Source organism: Streptomyces sp. NPDC001492 (assembly GCF_053597275.1).
In genome coordinates, this window is the sequence record NZ_JBSFHW010000008.1 from 125,863 (window position 1) to 144,848 (window position 18,986).

Annotated in this window: 19 protein-coding genes; 11 read left to right on the plus strand and 8 right to left on the minus strand. The window is 71.9% G+C overall.

The window, feature by feature from the left end:
* Positions 1–64 precede the first annotated feature (64 nt).
* Together ACWC1K_RS13160 and ACWC1K_RS13165 are read left to right on the plus strand one after the other, a co-directional pair.
* Positions 65–1,312, plus strand: coding sequence for an aminotransferase class I/II-fold pyridoxal phosphate-dependent enzyme (locus tag ACWC1K_RS13160; RefSeq protein WP_450830945.1), 1,248 nt, complete (start codon positions 65–67; stop codon positions 1,310–1,312).
* Positions 1,309–2,373, plus strand: a complete 1,065-nt coding sequence (locus ACWC1K_RS13165) for an MBL fold metallo-hydrolase (protein WP_450830947.1) — start codon at positions 1,309–1,311, stop codon at positions 2,371–2,373. The genes ACWC1K_RS13160 and ACWC1K_RS13165 overlap by 4 nt, the downstream gene beginning before the upstream one ends.
* A gap of 64 nt (positions 2,374–2,437) precedes the next feature.
* On the opposite strand, the gene ACWC1K_RS13170 is transcribed toward ACWC1K_RS13165, so the two are convergent.
* Positions 2,438–3,058 (minus strand): DedA family protein, encoded by a 621-nt coding sequence (locus ACWC1K_RS13170; RefSeq protein ID WP_450830949.1) that lies wholly within the window; start codon positions 3,056–3,058, stop codon positions 2,438–2,440.
* Positions 3,055–3,828, minus strand: a complete 774-nt coding sequence (locus ACWC1K_RS13175) for an MBL fold metallo-hydrolase (protein ID WP_450830950.1) — start codon at positions 3,826–3,828, stop codon at positions 3,055–3,057. The genes ACWC1K_RS13170 and ACWC1K_RS13175 overlap by 4 nt, the downstream gene beginning before the upstream one ends.
* Positions 3,829–3,911: 83 nt before the next feature.
* Here ACWC1K_RS13175 and ACWC1K_RS13180 point away from each other — a divergent pair, with 83 nt between their 5' ends.
* From ACWC1K_RS13180 to dnaK, 6 genes are all read left to right on the plus strand, one after another.
* Positions 3,912–4,313 carry a hypothetical protein gene (locus ACWC1K_RS13180; protein ID WP_450830952.1) on the plus strand — a complete coding sequence of 134 codons (402 nt, stop codon included), beginning with the start codon at positions 3,912–3,914 and terminating at the stop codon, positions 4,311–4,313.
* Positions 4,314–4,466: 153 nt separating this feature from the next.
* Positions 4,467–6,473, plus strand: a complete 2,007-nt coding sequence (locus tag ACWC1K_RS13185) for a phage holin family protein (RefSeq protein WP_450831121.1) — start codon at positions 4,467–4,469, stop codon at positions 6,471–6,473.
* Positions 6,474–6,551: 78 nt separating this feature from the next.
* Complete coding sequence (locus ACWC1K_RS13190) at positions 6,552–7,613, plus strand: ATP-binding protein (protein ID WP_450830954.1); 1,062 nt, start codon at positions 6,552–6,554, stop codon at positions 7,611–7,613.
* A 62-nt stretch (positions 7,614–7,675) separates the two neighbouring features.
* The gene (locus tag ACWC1K_RS13195; RefSeq protein WP_450831123.1) at positions 7,676–9,409 is read left to right on the plus strand and encodes a vWA domain-containing protein; all 1,734 of its coding nucleotides are present in this window, start codon (positions 7,676–7,678) and stop codon (positions 9,407–9,409) included.
* A gap of 58 nt (positions 9,410–9,467) precedes the next feature.
* Entirely contained in the window at positions 9,468–9,896 is a 429-nt protein-coding gene (locus ACWC1K_RS13200) for an OsmC family protein (RefSeq protein WP_099934526.1), read from the plus strand.
* Between the two features lie 167 nt (positions 9,897–10,063).
* Positions 10,064–11,929: a molecular chaperone DnaK gene (dnaK, locus tag ACWC1K_RS13205; RefSeq protein WP_450830956.1), complete on the plus strand. Its 1,866-nt coding sequence runs from the start codon at positions 10,064–10,066 to the stop codon at positions 11,927–11,929.
* A gap of 3 nt (positions 11,930–11,932) precedes the next feature.
* On the opposite strand, the gene narI is transcribed toward dnaK, so the two are convergent.
* The 5 genes from narI to ACWC1K_RS13230 form a co-directional block, all read right to left on the minus strand.
* A complete protein-coding gene (gene narI / locus ACWC1K_RS13210) occupies positions 11,933–12,655 on the minus strand; it encodes a respiratory nitrate reductase subunit gamma (RefSeq protein ID WP_450830957.1) in 723 nt (240 codons plus the stop codon).
* A complete protein-coding gene (gene narJ, locus ACWC1K_RS13215; protein ID WP_450830959.1) occupies positions 12,652–13,146 on the minus strand; it encodes a nitrate reductase molybdenum cofactor assembly chaperone in 495 nt (164 codons plus the stop codon). Before narJ ends, narI begins: the two co-directional genes overlap by 4 nt.
* Positions 13,147–13,355: 209 nt before the next feature.
* Positions 13,356–14,153: an SAM-dependent methyltransferase gene (locus ACWC1K_RS13220; protein ID WP_450830960.1), complete on the minus strand. Its 798-nt coding sequence runs from the start codon at positions 14,151–14,153 to the stop codon at positions 13,356–13,358.
* 41 nt (positions 14,154–14,194) lie between these two features.
* A complete protein-coding gene (locus ACWC1K_RS13225; protein ID WP_450830961.1) occupies positions 14,195–15,058 on the minus strand; it encodes a helix-turn-helix domain-containing protein in 864 nt (287 codons plus the stop codon).
* Positions 15,059–15,194: 136 nt separating this feature from the next.
* The gene (locus ACWC1K_RS13230; RefSeq protein ID WP_450830963.1) at positions 15,195–16,031 is read right to left on the minus strand and encodes a helix-turn-helix domain-containing protein; all 837 of its coding nucleotides are present in this window, start codon (positions 16,029–16,031) and stop codon (positions 15,195–15,197) included.
* A gap of 30 nt (positions 16,032–16,061) precedes the next feature.
* On the opposite strand from ACWC1K_RS13230, the gene ACWC1K_RS13235 reads away from it, so the two are divergent.
* From ACWC1K_RS13235 to ACWC1K_RS13245, 3 genes are all read left to right on the plus strand, one after another.
* On the plus strand, positions 16,062–17,141 hold the full coding sequence (locus ACWC1K_RS13235; protein WP_450830965.1) for an ADP-ribosylglycohydrolase family protein: 1,080 nt from the start codon (positions 16,062–16,064) through the stop codon (positions 17,139–17,141).
* Positions 17,142–17,269: 128 nt separating this feature from the next.
* Positions 17,270–17,575 carry a 4a-hydroxytetrahydrobiopterin dehydratase gene (locus ACWC1K_RS13240; RefSeq protein ID WP_351478653.1) on the plus strand — a complete coding sequence of 102 codons (306 nt, stop codon included), beginning with the start codon at positions 17,270–17,272 and terminating at the stop codon, positions 17,573–17,575.
* A gap of 5 nt (positions 17,576–17,580) precedes the next feature.
* Entirely contained in the window at positions 17,581–18,330 is a 750-nt protein-coding gene (locus ACWC1K_RS13245; protein WP_450830967.1) for a class I SAM-dependent methyltransferase, read from the plus strand.
* A 317-nt stretch (positions 18,331–18,647) separates the two neighbouring features.
* Here the strand turns inward: ACWC1K_RS13245 and ACWC1K_RS13250 are convergent, their stop codons facing one another.
* A complete protein-coding gene (locus ACWC1K_RS13250; RefSeq protein WP_143687415.1) occupies positions 18,648–18,917 on the minus strand; it encodes a hypothetical protein in 270 nt (89 codons plus the stop codon).
* Between the last annotated feature and the right edge of the window lie 69 nt (positions 18,918–18,986).

An 18,986-nucleotide genomic window follows, 5' to 3' on the forward strand; every position in this document is an offset into this window, starting at 1 on the left:
TGCGACAGCGGCACCCTGGGTACTCGGAGCACGGACACGGCACAGGGACTGCGCGGAGGTACGCATGCGGCCGACGGACCCGGAAGGCCACGGCCCCGTCCGCTTCGGGCCGCCCCTGCCCGAGGACGGGCTGCCCGTGCCGCCCGAACTCACCGCCGTGCTCGCCGCGGCCGCCGCACGCGCCGACGCGGAGCCGATCGGCGGCGGACCCGAACTGATCGAGGCAGCCTGCGGGTACTGGGAGCGACGCGGCCTGTCCGCCGCACCCGACCGCGTGGCCGCCGGCCCCGGCGCCCCCGCCCTGCTGCTCGCGCTGACCGCCGCGCTCGGCGGTGACGTCCTGGTGCCGAGGCCCTGCGCGGCCTGGTGGGCGCCGTACGCACGCCTGTTGGGCAGACCCGTCTTCCATGTGGCGACGCCGGCCGAGTGCGGTGGCGTCCCGGATCCGTACGCCCTGCTGGAGACCGTGCGCAGGGTGCGCACCGAGGGCGGTGACCCGCGGCTTCTCGTGCTGTCGGTCGCGGACGACCCCACCGCCACCGTCGCTCCTCCCGAGTTCCTGCACGGGTGCGTGGAGGCCGCAGCCGGGGAGGGACTGCACCTGGTCAGCGACGAGACCTGGCGCGACACCCTGCACGCGCCGCACGACACCGTGCTGCTCAGCCCGGCCGAGATGCTGCCCGACCGGGTCACCGTCGTCACCGACCTGGCCGGCGCGCTGCTGCCGCCCGGCTGGCCTGCCGCGGTGGCCCGATTCCCGGCGGGCGGGACGGGCGGTGACCTCCACGCGCGCGTGCTCGACGTGCTCACCGCGCTCGGCGCCCGCATCGCCGGGCCCCTCGCCGCCCCGGCCGCCTACGCGCTGCGGGAGCCGGAGCCGGTCACCGCGCGCGTGGCGGCCGCCATGCGCCTGCACGCGCGCGTGGCCGCCGCCCTGCACGCGGCGGTCGTCGCGGCGGGCACCCTGTCCCGACCCCCGCAGGCCGGCCGTCACCTCTACGCCGACCTCGGCCCGCTGCGCTCCGCGCTCTCGGCGCACGGCGTCGGCGACGCGCAGGAACTGGAGGACTTCCTCGCCGCCCGCCTCGGCATGCCCGCACCGGGCGGTCACCGCTTCGGCGACGAACTCGGCGCCCTGCGCGTCCGTCTGTCCACCGGCCCGCTGCTGGGCCGCACGGACGAGGAACGCGCGGAATGTCTCACATCACCCACGCCGTTGGAACTGCCACATGTGCAACGCGCGTTGAGCCATGTGAAGTCGGTCTTCGACGATCTCCGCGACGACGCTCAGCGATGGGAGCCTCCTCGATGACGCAGCAGTCCGAGTCGACCACCACCACGAGCACGAGTACGACCACCCGGGATGCCGACGAGACGGCGTCCGGACCAGGGTTCGCGCCCGTCCTTCCGCCGCTCGCCGAACCCCGCCCGCTGGGCGAGCGCCGGGTGTGGCCGCGCACCTTCCACGACCGCCTGACCGCCCCGCTGCCCGGCCTGAAAGCGATGGCACGCTTCGCCCGGGAGGGCTCCATCCGCCCCGGGCGCGAAGGCCTGGCCGACATCCCCCGGCTCCCCTTCGAACCCGCTCCGCTGCCCCGCGTCGACGCCCGTACCGTCGCCGTCTCCTGGGCGGGACACGCCAGTTGGGTCGTCCGGATCGGCGGCCTGACCGTTCTGACCGACCCGGTCTGGTCCCGTCGCATCCTCGGCACCCCCGCCCGCATCACCCCGGTCGGGGTCCCCTGGGAATCCCTGCCGCCCGTCGACGCGGTCGTCATCAGCCACAACCACTACGACCACCTGGACGCACCCACCCTGCGCCGGCTCCCGCGCACCACCCCGGTGTTCGTCCCGGCAGGCCTCGCCCGCTGGTTCCACCGCCGCCGCTTCACCCACGTCACCGAACTCGACTGGTGGGAGGCGGCCGAACTGAACGGCGTCCGCTTCGACTTCGTCCCCGCCCACCACTGGTCCAAGCGCACCCTCACCGACGCCTGCCACTCCCTGTGGGGCGGATGGGTACTGACGGCCCCCGACGGCCAACGCGTCTATTTCGCGGGCGACACGGGATACGGCCACTGGTTCTCCCGGATCGGAGAGCGCTACCCGGGCATCGACCTCGCCCTCCTCCCCATCGGCGCCTACGACCCCCGCTGGTGGCTCAGCGATGTCCACTGCGACCCGGAGGAGGCGGTCAGGGCGGCCCAGGACGTGGGCGCGCGCAGGATGGCGCCCATGCACTGGGGCACGTTCGTGTTGTCGGCGGAGCCGGTCCTGGAGCCACTGACACGGGTACGGACGGCCTGGGAGAAGGCAGGCCTGGATCGCGACGACTTGTGGGACCTCCCAGTAGGAGCCTCCCGGGTCCTGTAGCGCCCTATAGGGGCGCGGGGAACTGCGCGATCAACCACAACGCACCCGCGCCCCGCAACGCACCTCACCTGGCAGATCGAACCCGTCTCCACAAACTCGGCACCACACTGATGACCACGGTCAACACAACCGCAGCCACCACGCCTTCCCAAGGCTCCGGGAACAAAGAACCACCCAGAATCCCGATCACTTGATACGTCGCAGCCCAGGCCAGGCACGCCGGCAAGTTCCCCCGGGCGAACCGCCGCAACGGCCACTCGGCCACCAGGCAGGCCAACATCACCGGAATACGCCCGGCCGGCACCAGCCGGGACAACACCAGCACGGCAACCCCATGCGAGGCCAACTTGCCCTGCGCCTGCGCAAGCCGCTCCTCCGGCGCCCGCGCCCGAATCGCCTTCAGCCACCGCGACCCGTTCTTCGACCGCATCCCGCGCCGCCCCAGCCAGTACAGCGCCGCATCCCCGAGAAACGCGGCCAGCGACGCCGTCACGAACACCAGCGCCAGCGCGAACGGCGCCGTCTGATGAAAGGCGACCACGGCCGCCGAACTCACCAGCGCCCCCGTGGGAATCACCGGCACCAGCGCCCCGAACAGCACCAGTAGAAACAGCGACGGATAGCCGATCGCCCGCTGCGTCGACTCCGGAGGCACGATCGCCGCCGTAGCGGCAAGCCACGTCACCGTGCGACCTCCAGGCGCACGCTCTCCCCGTGCCCGAGCCGGTGCACCGCGACATCCAGCGCGTGCTCCGCCGCGAGGCGCACGAACTCGTCGCCGGGCGCGTGGAATTCATGGGGGCGCACGGCGTCCATCCCGATCGGCCAGTACGTGCCGTAGTGCACCGGTACCGCACTGCGCGGCGCCAGCCGGCCCAGTGCCTCGGCCGCCCGCCCCGCATCCAGATGCCCGCTGCCGAGGTACGGCCCCCAGCCGCCCACCGGCAGCAGAGCCACCTCGACCGGCCCGACCTCCTGCTCCATCGCGTCGAACAGCCCCGTGTCCCCCGCGAAGTACGTCCGCGCCTCGCCCTCGATCACATAGCCGAGAGCGGGCGAGCGATGCGGCCCGAGCGGCAGCCGACGCCCGTCGTGCCGTGCGGGAACGGCCCGTACGACCACGTCACCGACCGTCACCCGGTCCCCGGGCGCCACCTCGCTCACCGCGAGATGGCCGAGCCGACGCAGACCCGGCACGGCCCGGGGCGCGCCCCGGGGCACCAGCAGGCGGGTGCCCTCGGCGAGCCGCTCCAGCGACGGAACGTGCAGGTGGTCGGCGTGCAGATGCGACACCAGCGCCACGTCCGCGCGCCAGGCGCCGGGCGGCGGCAGCGCCCCGCGACGGCGGCGGAGATGGGCGAGACGGCGCGCGAAAAGAGGGTCGGTGAGCAGCCGTACGCCCGAGTCAGCGACCGTACACGTCGCGTGACCCCACCAGGTGATCTCCACCGGCACCTCTTTGCCTCCTTCGCGCGACTCCCCGAAGCCTACGGGCAGGAGTAGGGTCGGCGCCGAAACCCGGAGGTGAGGGGGACGCCATGGGACCGGTGCGGGTCACGGCGATCGCGAGTCTGACGCCGCTGCAGGAGCTGGACGACGATCCCTTCCTGGTGGACTCGCGCAGCCAGCACGCGATGTGCGCGCGCTGGGCCGCCGAGCGGGGCTACATCGTCAGCCGGGAGCTGCTGGTGCGGGGGCTGCGGGCCGACCACTGTGTGCTGTGGGACGGCGTCCGGCCGGGGATGGACCTGTTCGTGGCGCCCAGCCGCCGGGTACTGGAGAGCGCGCTGTCGTCCGTCGAGGAGTTCACGGCGGAGTGCGCCCGGCGCGGGGTGCGGGTGGAGACGGTCGGGTTCGAGGAGCCCTGCTACGACGCCCAGATGAAGGCCCGGGTGCACCGGCGGCTGTCGATGCCGACGGCCGGCTACGACGGGCGCTGAGCCCCCGCTCCCGGTGACGGACCGCATTGTCCGACCCGTGTGACAGTCTGAAGTGCAGGCCCGCACCGACGACGGGCCAGGACGTGAGGTGGGCTGGGCGTGCGTGGCGTGCGTTGGCGGCGGGTCGCCAGTCAGACGGGGCGGAGCGTCGCGGTGTGGGCGGTCTCCACGGTCACCATGCTCGTGCTCGCGGGGATCCTGCCGGACTTCCGCCTCCAGTCCGCCGACGGCGAGAGCGCCACCCACATCGCCGTCACCGCCGCGGTCGGCGCCGGGGCCTTCGGTGTGCTGTCCGCCCTGGTCTGGCCGCTGCTGGTGCGGCTGTTGCTGCTGGTGCCGGCGCTGGTGCTGGGACTGCTCGTCTTCGTGCTGAACGGGTCGCTGCTGCTGGTCGCCCTGCGGCTCAATCCGGCCAGCAGCGCCGAAGCGGCCCCGGAGACGGCCGTGGTGGTGGCCGCCGTGATGTCCGCCGTGGCCTCCGCGACCGGCGCCGCCCTGGCCGTGCGCGACGACGACGCGTACCGGCGGCGCCTCTACCGCCTCGCCGACCGCCGCCGCAGACGTCTGCCGCCCGGCCCGTCCGCCCCGGGCACGGTCTTCCTGCAACTCGACGGCGTGGGTCACGACGTCCTGCTGGCCGCCGTCGGCAAGGGCGTGATGCCCACCGTCGCCCAGTGGCTGGGTACCACCCACCGGCTCACCCCCTGGCGCACCGACTGGTCCAGCCAGACCGGCGCCAGCCAGCTCGGCATCCTGCACGGCAGCAATGACGACGTCCCGGCGTTCCGCTGGTACGAGAAGGACACCCGCGAGGTGATGGTCTGCAACCGGCCGACCAGCGCCGCCGAACTCCAGCGCCGGGCCGTCGAGCGCACCGGCGACGCCGGCCTGCTCACCGCCGACGGCGCGAGCCGCGGCAACCTCTTCAGCGGCGGCGCCGACGAGCAGGCCCTGGTGCTGTCGATCGCCACCCGCCGCCGCGGCCGGGAGAACCGCTCCCGGGCCGGCTACTTCGCGTACTTCTCCGACCCCGCCAACGCCGTGCGCACCGCCCTGTCCTTCGTCGCCGAAGTCGGCCGCGAAACAAGCGAGTCCACCCGGGCCCGGATCAGGAAGCAGCGCCCGCGCGTCGCACGCGGCGGCCTCTACCCCTTCGTCCGCGCCTTCGCGACCGTGGTCGAACGGGACGTCGTCGTCGCCGCGGTGATGGGCGACATGCTCGCCGGACGCACCGCCGTCTACGCCGACCTGGTGGCGTACGACGAGGTGGCGCACCACTCCGGGCCGACGAGCCGCGACGCTGAAAAGGTGCTCGAACGCCTCGACCGCGCCCTGGCGCTGATCGCGAACGTCGCCGAGCACGCCCCACGGCCGTACCGCATCGTGGTCCTGTCCGACCACGGTCAGAGTCCCGGTGAGACCTTCCGCGCCCGTTACGGCCTCGGCCTCGGCGATCTGGTGCGGGCCGGCTGCGGGCTGCCCGTGCCGCGCAAGGCGCAGCGCACCCACAGCGGGGCCGAGGCCCGCGCAGCCGTGCGCGCGGCCCTGCGCAGACCCGTCGAGGAGGGCAAGGAGCAGCACCGGCCCTCCCGCCGCTCGGAACCGCTCGTGCTGGCCTCCGGCAACCTCGGCCTGGTCTCCTTCCCCGACGTGCCGCACCGGATGAGCAAGGAGGAGATCGACGCCCGCCATCCCGCCCTGCTGACCACCCTCGCCAACCATCCGGGCATCGGCTTCCTGCTCGTCCGCAGCGAGGAGCACGGCGGGGTGGTGCTCGGCGCGTACGGCGCCGAGATCCCACTCGACCAACTCGACGACAAACAGGGCCCGTTGGAGGCATTCGGACCGGGCGCCGCCGACGCCGTGCGCCGCACCCACTCGTTCCCGCACACCGCCGACATCATGGTCAACTCCTTCCACGACCCGGCCGACGGCGAGGTCCTCGCCTTCGAGGAACAGATCGGCTCGCACGGAGGCCTGGGCGGCGCGCAGGCCAGACCGTTCCTGCTCTCCCCGGTCGTCCTCTCGCCACCGGTCGAGGACGGCGAGGAGCTGACCGGCGCCGAGCACGTCCACCGGGTACTGCGCCGCTGGCTGCGGGAGACGGACGGCCCTCAGGTGCCGGTCACCGACGAGGACGAGGCGGAGCGGGCCGCCTGAAATTCGGCTGCGCCGCCGGGGTCGTACGCACACACTGTTCGAGTCGCACACCTCTCGAACACCCCGAAGGGACGCCTCTTGCAGGCTGCCGTGTCCGTCACTCCCGCCCGTATCCCCGAACTGCTTCTCGGCCTCGCCACCGTCCGGCCGGTCTTCATCTGGGGCGCCCCCGGCATCGGAAAGTCCTCCCTGGTGCGGGACTTCGCCGAGTCGCTGGGCCTGGAGTGCGTGAGCCTGCTCGGCACCCAGCTCGCCCCGGAGGACCTGATCGGCGTCCCGCAGATCCGCGACGGACGGTCGGTGTTCTGCCCGCCGGAGGTGATCGCCCGCGACGAGCCGTACTGCCTGTTCCTGGACGAGCTCAACGCGGCCACCCCGGACGTCCAGAAGGCGTTCTACTCCCTGATCCTCGACCGCCGTATCGGCAACTACGAGCTGCCGAAGGGATCCATCGTCATCGGCGCCGGCAACCGCGCCACCGACAACGCGCTCGCCCGCCCCGTCGCCTCCGCCCTCGTCAACCGTCTCGCCCACGTCCACCTGGAGGCCTCCGCCAAGGACTGGCTGACCTGGGCGGCGAACAACGACATCCACCCCTGGATCCTCGACCACCTCACCGACCGGCCCGACCACCTGTGGTCCAGGCCGCCGAAGACCGAGGAGCCCTTCTCCACGCCCCGCTCCTGGCACATGCTCTCCGACGCGCTGCACTCCTTCGGCCAGGGCCTCGACGAGGAGACGCTGAAGGTCCTCGCGCACGGCACGCTGACGCCCGCGCACGCCACGGCCTTCTGCGGCTACGTCAAGATCGTGCGCAGCCAGTTCGGCATCGAGGCGATCATCAAGGGCGACGCCCGCTGGCCGAACCGCATCGAGGACCGCGACCTGCTCTACTACCTCGCCGAGTCCTTCCGCGGCCGCCTGATCAAGGAACTCCCGGTCAGCAAGGAGCACATGTCGGCGAACGGCCGGCAGACCGCGTACCGCGCCAAGTCGCTGCTGGTGCAGCTCGCCGAGATCTCCGTCGAGGTCGCCCAGACCGTCATCGCCTCCGACACCGACGGCAACCCGGTCCTGCCCTCGTGGTTCCTCATCGAGGCCGCCCGGGACATGCCCCGGCTGGTGGAGGCGCGGCGGTGAGCCGTACCAAGGGCAAGGGGCAGAAGAAGCGGGACCTCGCGGCCGAGGCGTTCGCCGAGGGGATGGCGCTGGTGAAGGCGAACCCGGCCCTCGCGGCCGTGGAGTTCGACGTGTGCCGCGACGAGGAGTGCGAGATCGCGCCCCGCGACGGACTCGTGGTCGTCGACTCCGCCGCCGACCTGCACGTCCACCCGCACCGGCTCGCCGAACCCGCCGCCTGGGCCTGGGCCCTCGCCCACGCCGTCCTGCACCTCGGCTTCGGGCACGTCCCGGCGGCGCAGGGCCAGCGCACCCAGCCGGACCGCTACGACCTCGCCGCACGCTGCGTCGTCGTCAACCGCTTCCTGCTGAACTTCACCATCGGCGAGACCCCCGAGACGCTGCCCGCCTCCTACCCCGACGGCGACGAGGAGCAACTCGCCGCGCGCTGGCGGCGGGACGGGCTCCCACCCGCGTACGAGCGCTGCGGCACCGCCGGCGGCGAGCCCGACCAGCTGCTCCTGACCTGGCACGGGTACTACGGCCAACCCCCCGACCACCAGCTGGCGTTCGCCACCGCCCTGACCCGGACGGTGTCCGCGGCGATGGACATGGCGGGCGGCCGCCGCGACTCCCTCAGCGGGGAAGTCGCCCCGCAGCGCCCCTGGGAGAAGGCCCTGAGCTGGTTCATCTCCTCCTATCCGCTGCTCGGCGGCATCGCGGCCGGCATCACACTCGTCGCCGACGCCGAACTCGCCCGCGCGCACGGCATCTCCGTGGCGGCGGTGAACGCCGAGGCCGGCGAGATCTACATCAACCCGCTGCGCCGCTTCGACGACGAGGAATGGCGGTTCATCCTCGCCCACGAGATGCTGCACGCCGCCCTGCGCCACGGCGACCGCTGCGGCACCCGCGACCACTACCTCTTCAACATCGCCTGCGACTACGTGATCAACGGCTGGCTGCAGGAGATGCAGGTCGGCACCATGCCGGAGGGCCTCCTGCACGACCCGGCCCTCACCGGTCTCTCCTCCGAGGAGGTCTACGACCGTCTCGCCGGCGACCTGCGCCGTATGCGCCGCCTGTCCACCCTGCGCGGCAAGGGCAGCGGCGACATGCTCGGCGCCCCGCTGGGCCCGCCCGGCGCGTACGTCGACCTCGACGAGTTCTACCGCCGGGGCCTGAGCCAGGGCCTGGACCTGCACCAGCAGCAGGGGCGCGGCTTCCTCCCCGGCGGCCTGGTCGAGGAGATCCGCACCCTCAGCCACCCGCCCCTGCCCTGGGACGCCCGACTGGCCCGCTGGTTCGACGAGTTCGTGCCGAGCCCACAACCGGTACGGACATACGCGCGCCCTTCGCGCCGCCAGTCCTCCACGCCCGACATCCCGCGCGCCGGCCGCTACTTCCCGCCCGAGGAGATCGCCCGCTGCACCTTCGGCGTCGTCCTGGACACCTCCGGCTCCATGGACCGCACCCTCCTCGGCAAGGCCCTCGGCGCCATCGCCTCCTACGCCGGGGCCCGCGACGTCCCGGCCGCCCGCGTGATCTTCTGCGACACGGCCCCGCACGACGCGGGCTTCGTGCCGGTCACGGAGATCGCCGGCCGGGTACGCGTCCACGGCCGCGGCGGTACGGTCCTGCAGCCCGGGATCGACCTCCTGCACCGCGCGGACGACTTCCCGCCGGGCGCGCCCGTCCTCGTCATCACGGACGGCTGGTGCGACGTCCTGCGGGTGCGGCGCGAGCACGCGTATCTGATCCCGCAGGGGGCGCGGTTGCCGTTCACCGCGCGTGGGCCGGTGTTCCGGGTGCAGTGAGCCGGAATGTGATCGGATGGTGTCGTACAGGAACAGCCAGAATTCGAAGGGATTCATCGTGGCAACCACGCGCTCCGCACACACCGTCTGGGAAGGCAACCTGCTCGAGGGCAACGGTGTCGTCTCCTTCGACTCCTCCGGTGCCATTGCCGAGCAGCCCGTCACCTGGGCCTCGCGCTCCCAGGACGCGAACGGCAAGACCAGCCCCGAGGAGCTGATCGCCGCCGCGCACTCCAGCTGCTTCTCCATGGCGCTGTCGCACGCCCTGGCCGGCGCCGGCACCCCGCCCACCAAGCTGATCACCTCGGCCGACGTGAATTTCCAGCCGGGTGAGGGCATCACGGGCATCCACCTGACCGTCGAGGGCACGGTCCCCGGCATCGACAACGACGCCTTCGTCGCCGCCGCCGAGGACGCCAAGAAGAACTGCCCGGTCAGCCAGGCCCTCACCGGCACGACGATCACCCTGTCGGCCAAGCTGGCCTGAGATCCACCCGCGTCCTGGACGTCCTTCGGTGCCGCGCCCCCGACACAGGGGGCGCGGCACCGTCGTTTCCGGGTACCCGCAGTACGCGGCCAGTACGCGGCATTGACAACAGCGCACTCAAGTTTTGTGCTGGTGTGTGAGGAGTGCCCTGGCGGAAGGGGACGGAGATGGCACGTGCGGTCGGGATCGATCTGGGGACCACGAACTCGGTGGTGGCCGTACTGGAGGGCGGCGAACCCACCGTCGTCGCGAATGCGGAGGGGGCCAGGACCACACCGTCGGTCGTGGCCTTCGCCAAGAACGGCGAGGTGCTGGTCGGGGAGGTCGCGAAAAGGCAGGCCGTGACCAATGTGGAGCGGACCGCCCGCTCCGTGAAGCGGCACATGGGCGACCCGAGCTGGCGCTTTCCCGAGCAGGGCTCCGTGGACGGCACCCGCTACCGGGCGCAGGAGCTGTCCGCGCGGGTGCTGCAGAAGCTGAAGCGGGACGCGGAGTCCTACCTCGGCGAGGACGTCACGGACGCGGTGATCACCGTACCGGCGTACTTCGACGACTCCCAGCGGCAGGCCACCAAGGAGGCCGGGGAGATCGCGGGCCTGAAGGTCCTGCGGATCATCAACGAGCCGACGGCCGCCGCCCTCGCCTACGGCCTCGACCGCGGCGAGGAGCAGACCGTGCTGGTCTTCGACCTCGGCGGCGGCACCTTCGACGTCTCGCTCCTGGAGATCGGCGACGGCGTCATCGAGGTCAAGGCGACCAACGGCGACACCCACCTGGGCGGCGACGACTGGGACCAGCGGATCGTCGACCATCTCGTCAAGAAGTTCAAGGGGCAGTACGGCATCGACCTCGCGGGCGACAAGATGGCCGTGCAGCGGCTGCGAGAGGGCGCCGAGAAGGCCAAGATCGAGCTGTCCAGCTCGTCCGAGACGACGATCAACCTCCCCTACATCACCGCCTCCGCCGAGGGGCCGCTGCACCTCGACGAGAAGATGACCCGCGCCCAGTTCCAGGAACTCACCGCCGACCTCCTCGACCGCTGCAAGACCCCCTTCCACCAGGCGGTCAAGGACGCCGGCATCAAGCTGTCCGCGGTCGACCACGTCATCCTCGTCGGCGGCTCGACCCGGATGCCCGCGGTCACCGACCTGGTCAAGGAACTCACCGGCAAGGACCCGCACAAGGGCGTCAACCCTGACGAGGTCGTGGCCGTCGGCGCGGCCCTCCAGGCGGGCGTCATCCGCGGCGACGTCAAGGACGTGCTGCTCCTCGACGTCACCCCGCTGTCCCTCGGCATCGAGACCAAGGGCGGCATCATGACCAAGCTGATCGAACGCAACACGACCATCCCGACACGGCGTTCGGAGATCTTCACCACGGCCACCGACAACCAGCCCTCGGTGGGCATCCAGGTCTACCAGGGCGAGCGCGAGATCGCCGCGTACAACAAGAAGCTCGGCGTCTTCGACCTCACGGGTCTGCCCCCGGCCCCCCGCGGGGTCCCGCAGATCGAGGTCGCCTTCGACATCGACGCCAACGGCATCATGCACGTCTCGGCCAAGGACCTCGCCACCGGCCGCGAGCAGAAGATGACGGTGACCGGCGGCTCGGCGCTCCCCAAGGACGACATCGACCGCATGATGCGGGAGGCCGAGCAGTACGCCGAGGAGGACCGCAAGCGCCGCGAAGCCGCCGAGACCCGCAACCAGGCCGAACAACTCGTCTACCAGACGGAGAAGTTCATCCGGGAGAACGAGGAGCGGATCCCCGCCGACACCAAGTCGGAGGTCGAGACGGCCGCCACGGAACTCAAGGGCCTGCTGGAACGCGACGCGGACACCAACGAGTTGCGGACGAGGGTCGAGAAACTCGCCACCGTCAGCCAGAAGATGGGCCAGGCCATGTACGCCCAGGCCGACCAGGGTGCCTCCGCCGGCGGCACTGAGCAGGACACCTCACCGCAGGACGAGGAGGGCGTGGTCGACGCCGAGATCGTCGACGAGGACCGCGACACCAAGGGCGGCGCGGCCTGACCGTCACACGCCCGTCCGCTCCCGGTCCCGCCGCCACGGCCGCGGCCCCGGCTGCCCGGGGTCGCGGTCGCGGTTCACCCCATAGGGGCGGAACAGGTACTGCACCGTCACGCTGAACATGTGGACCAGGCGGGTGTACGGCACCAGGGCGATCAGCGCCATGCCGATCGTCGCGTGGACCCGGTACAGCACCGGCACCCCCTCCATCAGGTCCGTCCTCGGCTGGAGGGTGAACAGGCTGCGGGCCCAAGGGGCGATCGACGCACCGTAGTTGTAGCCGTCGCCGGAGACATGGCTGAGCTTCGCGGCCATGCCCATCCAGATGGCGGCGATCAGGACGACGTACATGAGCTTGTCGTTCACCGTCGTCGCCCGGAACACCGGGGCGTGCGTGTGGCGGCGGTGGATGAGCAGCATGATCCCGGCGACGGCGAGCGCACCGGCCACTGTGCCGCCGTAGAGCGAGAACAGGTGGTACGTGTGCTCGCCGGCACCGAACGGGCCGGTCCACGACCGTGGGACGAACAGGCCCACCAGATGGCCCGCGAGCACGAAGAGGATGCCGTAGTGGAAGGCCGGGGAGGCGATGTTCAGCAGTTTCGACTCGGACACCTGCGACGAGCGCGTGGTCCAGCCGTATCTGTCGTAGCGGTAGCGCCAGATCAGGCCCGCGACGAGCAGGGCGAAGGCGACGTACGGCAGAACGCCCCACAGGAGCGTGGTCATGAGGGAACCTCCGTGTGGGGGATCGGCAGGGTGGCGCACACGGCTTCCAGGACGGATGCGTACGGGGTGCCGAAGTCGGCGAGCCGGGCCCGGAGCTGCCACAGGGCCTCGCGGTGTTCCGTGAGGAGGGCCGTGTTCCCGGTGCGGGCCGCGAACTCCAGTACGGCGGGGAGGAAGTCGGGCAGTTCCTCGCCGGTGAACTCCAGGCCGGCGGCGAGGTAGACGTCCTTGAAGCGGACCAGCGACATGCCGCGCCGCCGGGTGTCCTCGTCCCGCCAGCGGCTCAGATAGAGGCTGTGCCGGTTCTTGAAGTCGAAGACCTGGAGGTAGTGGGCGGCCAGCTCGCCGGGCGGGGTGACGGCCGCGTGGTCGGTGAACTCCCGCAGCTGCGGGGCCGCCTCGCGCAGCAGGGGCAGCCGGGCGCGGAAGTCGTCGTCGGGATAGGTCAGGCAGAGCGCTGCCGCCTGGTACAGCACGGCGTCGGAGGGCATCAGGTCTCCTTCGCGGTGCAGGAGCCCGTGGCGCTCGCTTGGGGCCGGAAGAAGCGTCCTGCGCCCAGCAGCGCCGCTCCCGGCCCGGCGGGCGGTATTCGCGTGTCGGCCACCTGCGTCGCTCCCTTGCTCGCCCCGTGCTTCGACGCTAGGGCCGGGCGGGGGAACGCACCTGTTCATGGCGCCCGTACGGGTGCTCGGCCACGAGGTCAGGGCTTGCGGGCGACCCCCGCGTACACCGGAACGACGCCCTCCGCCTGTGCCGCCACGTCCTCGGCCTCCGGCCGCCACCCGGTCACCGGGATCACGCCGGGACCGAGCAGCTCCAGGCCCTCGAAGAAGCGCTGGAAGTCCGTGATCGAGCGGGGGAAGAAGGGGGTGCCGCTCGCACGGAAGGCGCCCGCCGCCTTCGCGATGGCCTCCGGATTGAGGTCGGGGGTGACCTGCGAAAGGATCAGATGGCTGCCCGGGGCGAGCGCCGCGACGTACTTCGCCAGAAGGTCGTGGACGCCGTCGTCCAGATAGTGGGTCAGCGCCACCAGCGACAGCGCGACCGGCCGTGAGAAGTCCAGCGTCTCGGCGGCCTGCCGCAGCAGGGCGTCGATGTCCCGCACGTCCGCGTGCACGTACTCCGTGCGGCCCTCCTCACAGCCGCGCAGCAGCGCCTGGGCGTGCCGCAGCACGATCGGGTCGTTGTCCGCGTACACCACCCGGGACTCCGGCGCCACGGCCTGCGCCACCTGGTGCAGATTGGGCTCGGTGGGGATGCCCGTGCCGATGTCCAGGAACTGGCGGATCCCGGCCTCGGCGACCGTGCGGACGGCCCGGTGCATGAACCTCCGGTTGGCCCGTGCCCCGCGCACCGCGCTGTCGTCCACGGCGAGGATCTTCCGGGCGAGCGCCTCGTCCACCGGGTAGTTGTCCTTGCCGCCCAGCCACCAGTCGTACACACGGGCAGGGTGCGGCCGGCTGGTGTCGATCTGCGGTGCGGCGTCGGATCCGGTCATACGGGGTCTTCTCCTCCGGTCGGACAGGTGCGGTGGGTGGCTCAGAAGGCCTCGCGGTGCTCCCGCAGGATCTTCTTCGTGCGCTGGGCCGACGCGGCCCGCGCCGTCATGTGGTCGAGGACCTCCAGATGCGCGGAGACCTCCTTGCGCGAGTCGAGGTACAGGGCCCCGGTCAGGTACTCGGTGAAGACCATGTCGGGCAGCTCGGGCTCGTCGAAGCGGAACAGGGTGAAGGGCGCGTAGGTGCCCGGGTGCGGGCCGTCCTTGAACTCGGCGATCTGCAGCGTGACCCGGTCCCGCTCGGCGAACTCCAGCAGCTTGTCCATCTGCTGGCGCATCACCTCGCCGCGGTTGCTCACCGGGCGCCGCAAAACCGTTTCGTCCATGATCACCCACAGATGGGGCGGGTCCGGACGGTCCAGCAGCCGCTGCCGGGCCATCCGCAGGGACACATGCCGCTCGATGGTCTCCGGACCGGTCTGCCCGACCGTGCCCGCCTCCATCACCGCACGTGCGTAGGCCTCGGTCTGCAGCAGGCCGGGCACGAAGTGCGGCTCGTAGGAGCGGATGATGCCGGCGGCGCCCTCGAGGCTCACATACAGGCTGAACCAGTCCGGCAGCACGTCGTGGAAGCGCTGCCACCAGCCCGGCCGGTTGGCCTCCTCGGCCAGGGCGACGAACGCGGCCGCCTCGTCGTCCGGGACGCCGTACGTCTCCAGCAGCACCTGGACGTACGGGATCTTCAGCGCGACCTCGGCCATCTCCATCCGCCGTACGGTCGCGGGGGCCACCCGCAGGACGCGCGCGGCCTCCTCACGCTTGAGCCGGGCCGCCTCCCGCAGTTCCTGCAGGCGCCTGCCGAGCACGACCTGGCCCACGGTGGGCGCGGGACGCCGCTCACTCACGCCACGCCTCCCCTACGCGCCGAAGTAACCGCGCAGCAGTGTGTCATGTTCCGCCGCCAGTCTCACTGGTTCGGCCGTGAGGCGCTCGCCACGTGGGCCGTCCGGCGGTTGGGCGGGGTTGCGGGGGCGCGTCCCGTCAGGGCATCAGTGACTGGAGGTACTTGACCGTCGCCGGGTCGGCCGGAAGGAGCGTCTCGATGGCCAGCTCCGCGACCGTCACGTCCATGGGGGTGTTGAAGGTGGAGATGGACGAGACGAAGGACAGCGTCCGGCCCTCGTGCTCGATCTGCATCGGGAGCGCGAAGTAGGGGACGGGCTCCGCCGGTTCGTGGTCGTGGCCGTGCTCCTGCTGCGGCACCGGGTAGGCCGCCACCTCCTCGTACAGCGCCCGCAGGGGTGCGGAGCGGTGCAGGGCGATCTCCCGTTCCATCTGCGCGAGCAGATGTCCGCGCCACTCGGGGAGGTTGCGGATGCGCGGCGCGAGGCCCTCGGGGTGCAGCGTCAACCGCATGGCGTTCAGCGGGGGTTCGAGCAGTGACTGCGCGACGCCGTCCAGGAACATCGTCATGCCCCGGTTGGCCGCGACCACGTCGTACACCGAGTCGACCACGAACGCCGGGTAGGGCTCGTAGCACTGGATGAGGCGCTCCATGCCCTGGCGCAGGGCGTCCAGCTCGGGCGAGTCGAGCGGGGTCTCCGGGTAGCGCGGGGCGTAACCGGCCGCCAGCAGAAGGGAGTTGCGCTCCCGCACCGGGACGTCGAGGTGCTCGGCGAGCCTGAGCACCATCTCCTCGCTCGGCCGCGAACGGCCCGTCTCGATGAAGCTGATGTGCCGCGCCGAGGAGTCGGCCCGCAGCGCCAGCTCCAGCTGACTGACCCGGCGGCGCTCCCGCCAGGACCGCAGGAGGGGGCCCACCCCCTTGTCGGTGGGGGCGGTGGCCGAGGTGCTGGTTCCCGTCGCGACAATGGTCATACGCAGGACCGTAGTCGAGGAGCGCACCTTATGACCTGGCCGCCGTTGAAGCCGACCCTGGAGACCGCCGCGGTGTACCGGGCCAGGGTGCGGGGCTGTCTGCTGGGCGGGGCGATCGGGGATGCCCTCGGCTATCCCATCGAGTTCAACTCCCTGGACCGTATCCGCGCCGTTCACGGGGAGCGCGGCGTGACCGGGTTCGTGCCCGGCGCGTACGGCGCGCTGGGCCTGGTCAGCGACGACACACAGATGACCCTGTTCACGGTCGAGGCACTGATCCAGGCACACGCCCGGGAGCGGACGAGGGGAATCGGCGGTGCCTGGGCGCACATGCTGCTCCAGGCGTACGAGCGCTGGCTGGAGACCCAGTCGAAGCCGGGCCCCGAGCAGGGCGCCGCCCCCACGGGCGGCCTGATCGACGAGCCCTGGCTGTACTCCCGCCGCGCGCCCGGCAACGCCTGCCTCTCCGGGGTCGCCCAGAAGTACCACCCCGACCCGATGCTCGCGCTCGACGGAAAGCCGGGCCAGGTCAACCCCGACTCCAAGGGCTGCGGCACCGTGATGCGCTCGGCCCCCTTCGGCCTGATCAACTCCGCCGACGGGGCCTTCGCCATGGCCGCCCGAGGCGCCCAGATCACCCACGGCCACCCCACCGGCTACTACGCGGCGGGCGCGCTGGCGGCGATCGTGGCGTACGTGGTGGAGGGGGACTCCCTGGAGGGCGCGGTGCTGCGCACGCTGCGGCTGCTGGCCCGCCACCCCGGTCACGAGGAGACGACGGCCGCCCTGGAGGGGGCCCTCGACCTCGCCGCCCAGGGGCGGCCCACCGCGGAGAAGCTCCAGTCTCTCGGCGCGGGCTGGGTCGCCGAGCAGGCCCTCGCGATGGGCGTCTACTGCGCCCTCGTCGAGCTGGACGTCAAAGCGGCCCTGCTGCTGTCCGTCAACCACTCGGGTGACAGCGACTCCACCGGCTCCATCTGCGGCAACCTCCTCGGCGCCGTGCACGGAGACGTCGGCCTGCCGCACGAGTGGGTCGAGCGTGTCGAGGGCAGGCGCACGATTGCCGCGATCGCGGACGACCTGGCGGCGGAGCGACTGCACGAGCGGTGAGGGGGCAGCCGTTCCCCAACCGTCCGGAGGGTTCCCCGGCCCGCCCCCGGGAACCCTTCTGACCAGGACCGCAGTCAGCGGCTGTGGCACGCTGAAGAAGCACCCGGTGCCGAGGAAGGAGCGAGCCCATGCCCGTCGAACCCCTGTCGCTGAAGGAGATCGAGGACCGACTGGCCGAGCTGCCGGGCTGGGCGGTCGAGGACGACCGGCTCACCCGCTCCTACCGGCTCGGCTCGCACTTCGCCGCCACCGCGATGGTCATCCACATCGCCCAGGTCCAGGACGAGCTCGACCACCACTCCGACCTCACCCTCGGCTACAACACCGTGTCCCTGTCGGTGAACACGCACAGCGCGGGCGGCAAGGTCACCGAGCTCGACTTCGGCCTCGCACAGAGGGTCGAGGACCTCGCACAGGCCCACGGGGCACATTGACCCGCGTGCTCGACTACGACAAGGAAGCCGACGCGTACGACGCCAGCCGCGGTGGCGAGCCGAGGGCCGCGGCCGCCGCCGACGCCGTGCTCGGCCTGCTCCCGGCGGCCACCGAGCGGCTCCTCGACGTGGGCTGCGGCACCGGGATCGTCACCCGGCGCCTCGCGGCCGCGCGGCCCGCCACCCAGGTGACGGGCGCCGACCTGACGTACGGCATGGCCCGGATGGCCGCCCGGCGCCTGCCCGGCTCCGTCCTGCTGGCCGACAGCCGTAGGCTGCCGTTCCGCGACGGGACGTTCGACGCCGTCACCAGCGTCTGGCTGCTGCACCTGTTCGACGAACCCGAGGACGTCCGCGCCGTAGTCGCCGAGTGCGCCCGCGTCCTGAAGCCCGGCGGTGTGTACGTCACCACCGTCGACAAGGCCGCCGCCCACGACGTCGGCAGCGACATCGACGCCGTCCTCGCCCCGCGCCCGCGCCGCCCGGCCCCGGACGCCGCCCCGCTCGTGGAGACATACGCCGTCGCGCACCGCCTGCACCCGGCGGGGCAGGCCCGTTTCCCCGGCCGCGGTCAGGGCCGCAGCCCCCGTCGCACCGCCGCCGATCTGCGGCGCGGCTGGTTCACCCAGCTGCCGCCCGGGGACCCACTCACCGAAGGGTTCGTCGCCCGGATCCAGGCGCTGCCCGACCAGGAACGGCCACGCCCCGACCCGGAGTTCAGCCTCCGGGCCTTCAGGAAGCCGGCGGCCGGCTGAAGTCCATCGTCCAGTTGGTCACCCACGTCTCCCCGCCATCGACGGAGAACGCCTGCTCCCCGTGGGCGGAGGCAGGCGACACAGCGGCGGAAGGACCAGCGGCCCCGGGCTGCTCATGAGCGCTCTCCAGTGGTTCCTGCGGGCAGGGAGTCGGTCAAGTGGGCGTCCAGGTCCGGGACTTCGGGCACGAGCATGTGCCCGGGCTTCCTCGTCGTCGACGGGATGGCGACGGCTCCGCGGCCGACGGCCCGCACTCCGTGACACGGAGGCGGTCGCCCGCCGATCGCGGGCGACCGCCTCACCTTGCCGGGTCGGCTTCAGCCACCCAGGACGCCACCCAACAGACCGCCCAGGAGGCCGGTCACGACGCCCAGAAGGCCCGAGAGCACGTCATGGTGGTCGCCGTTGTCGCCCTTGGAGGAGACGCATGTCTGGTGGCCCAGAAGGGAGATGTGGATGGTTCCTTCGCACTTGGAGGGCGCCGGAGCCGCAGACGCGCTCGGCGCCATGAGGGTCAGGGCGATTACGGGAGCGGCGAGGACCGCCGCGACGCGAGAGCGGGTCGACTTGCGTGTGCGTTGCGACATCACTGTCCTTTCGACGGGCATGTGGGACCGGACCTTCCTTGATCAGGTTCAATCAGATTCAGGTGGCCC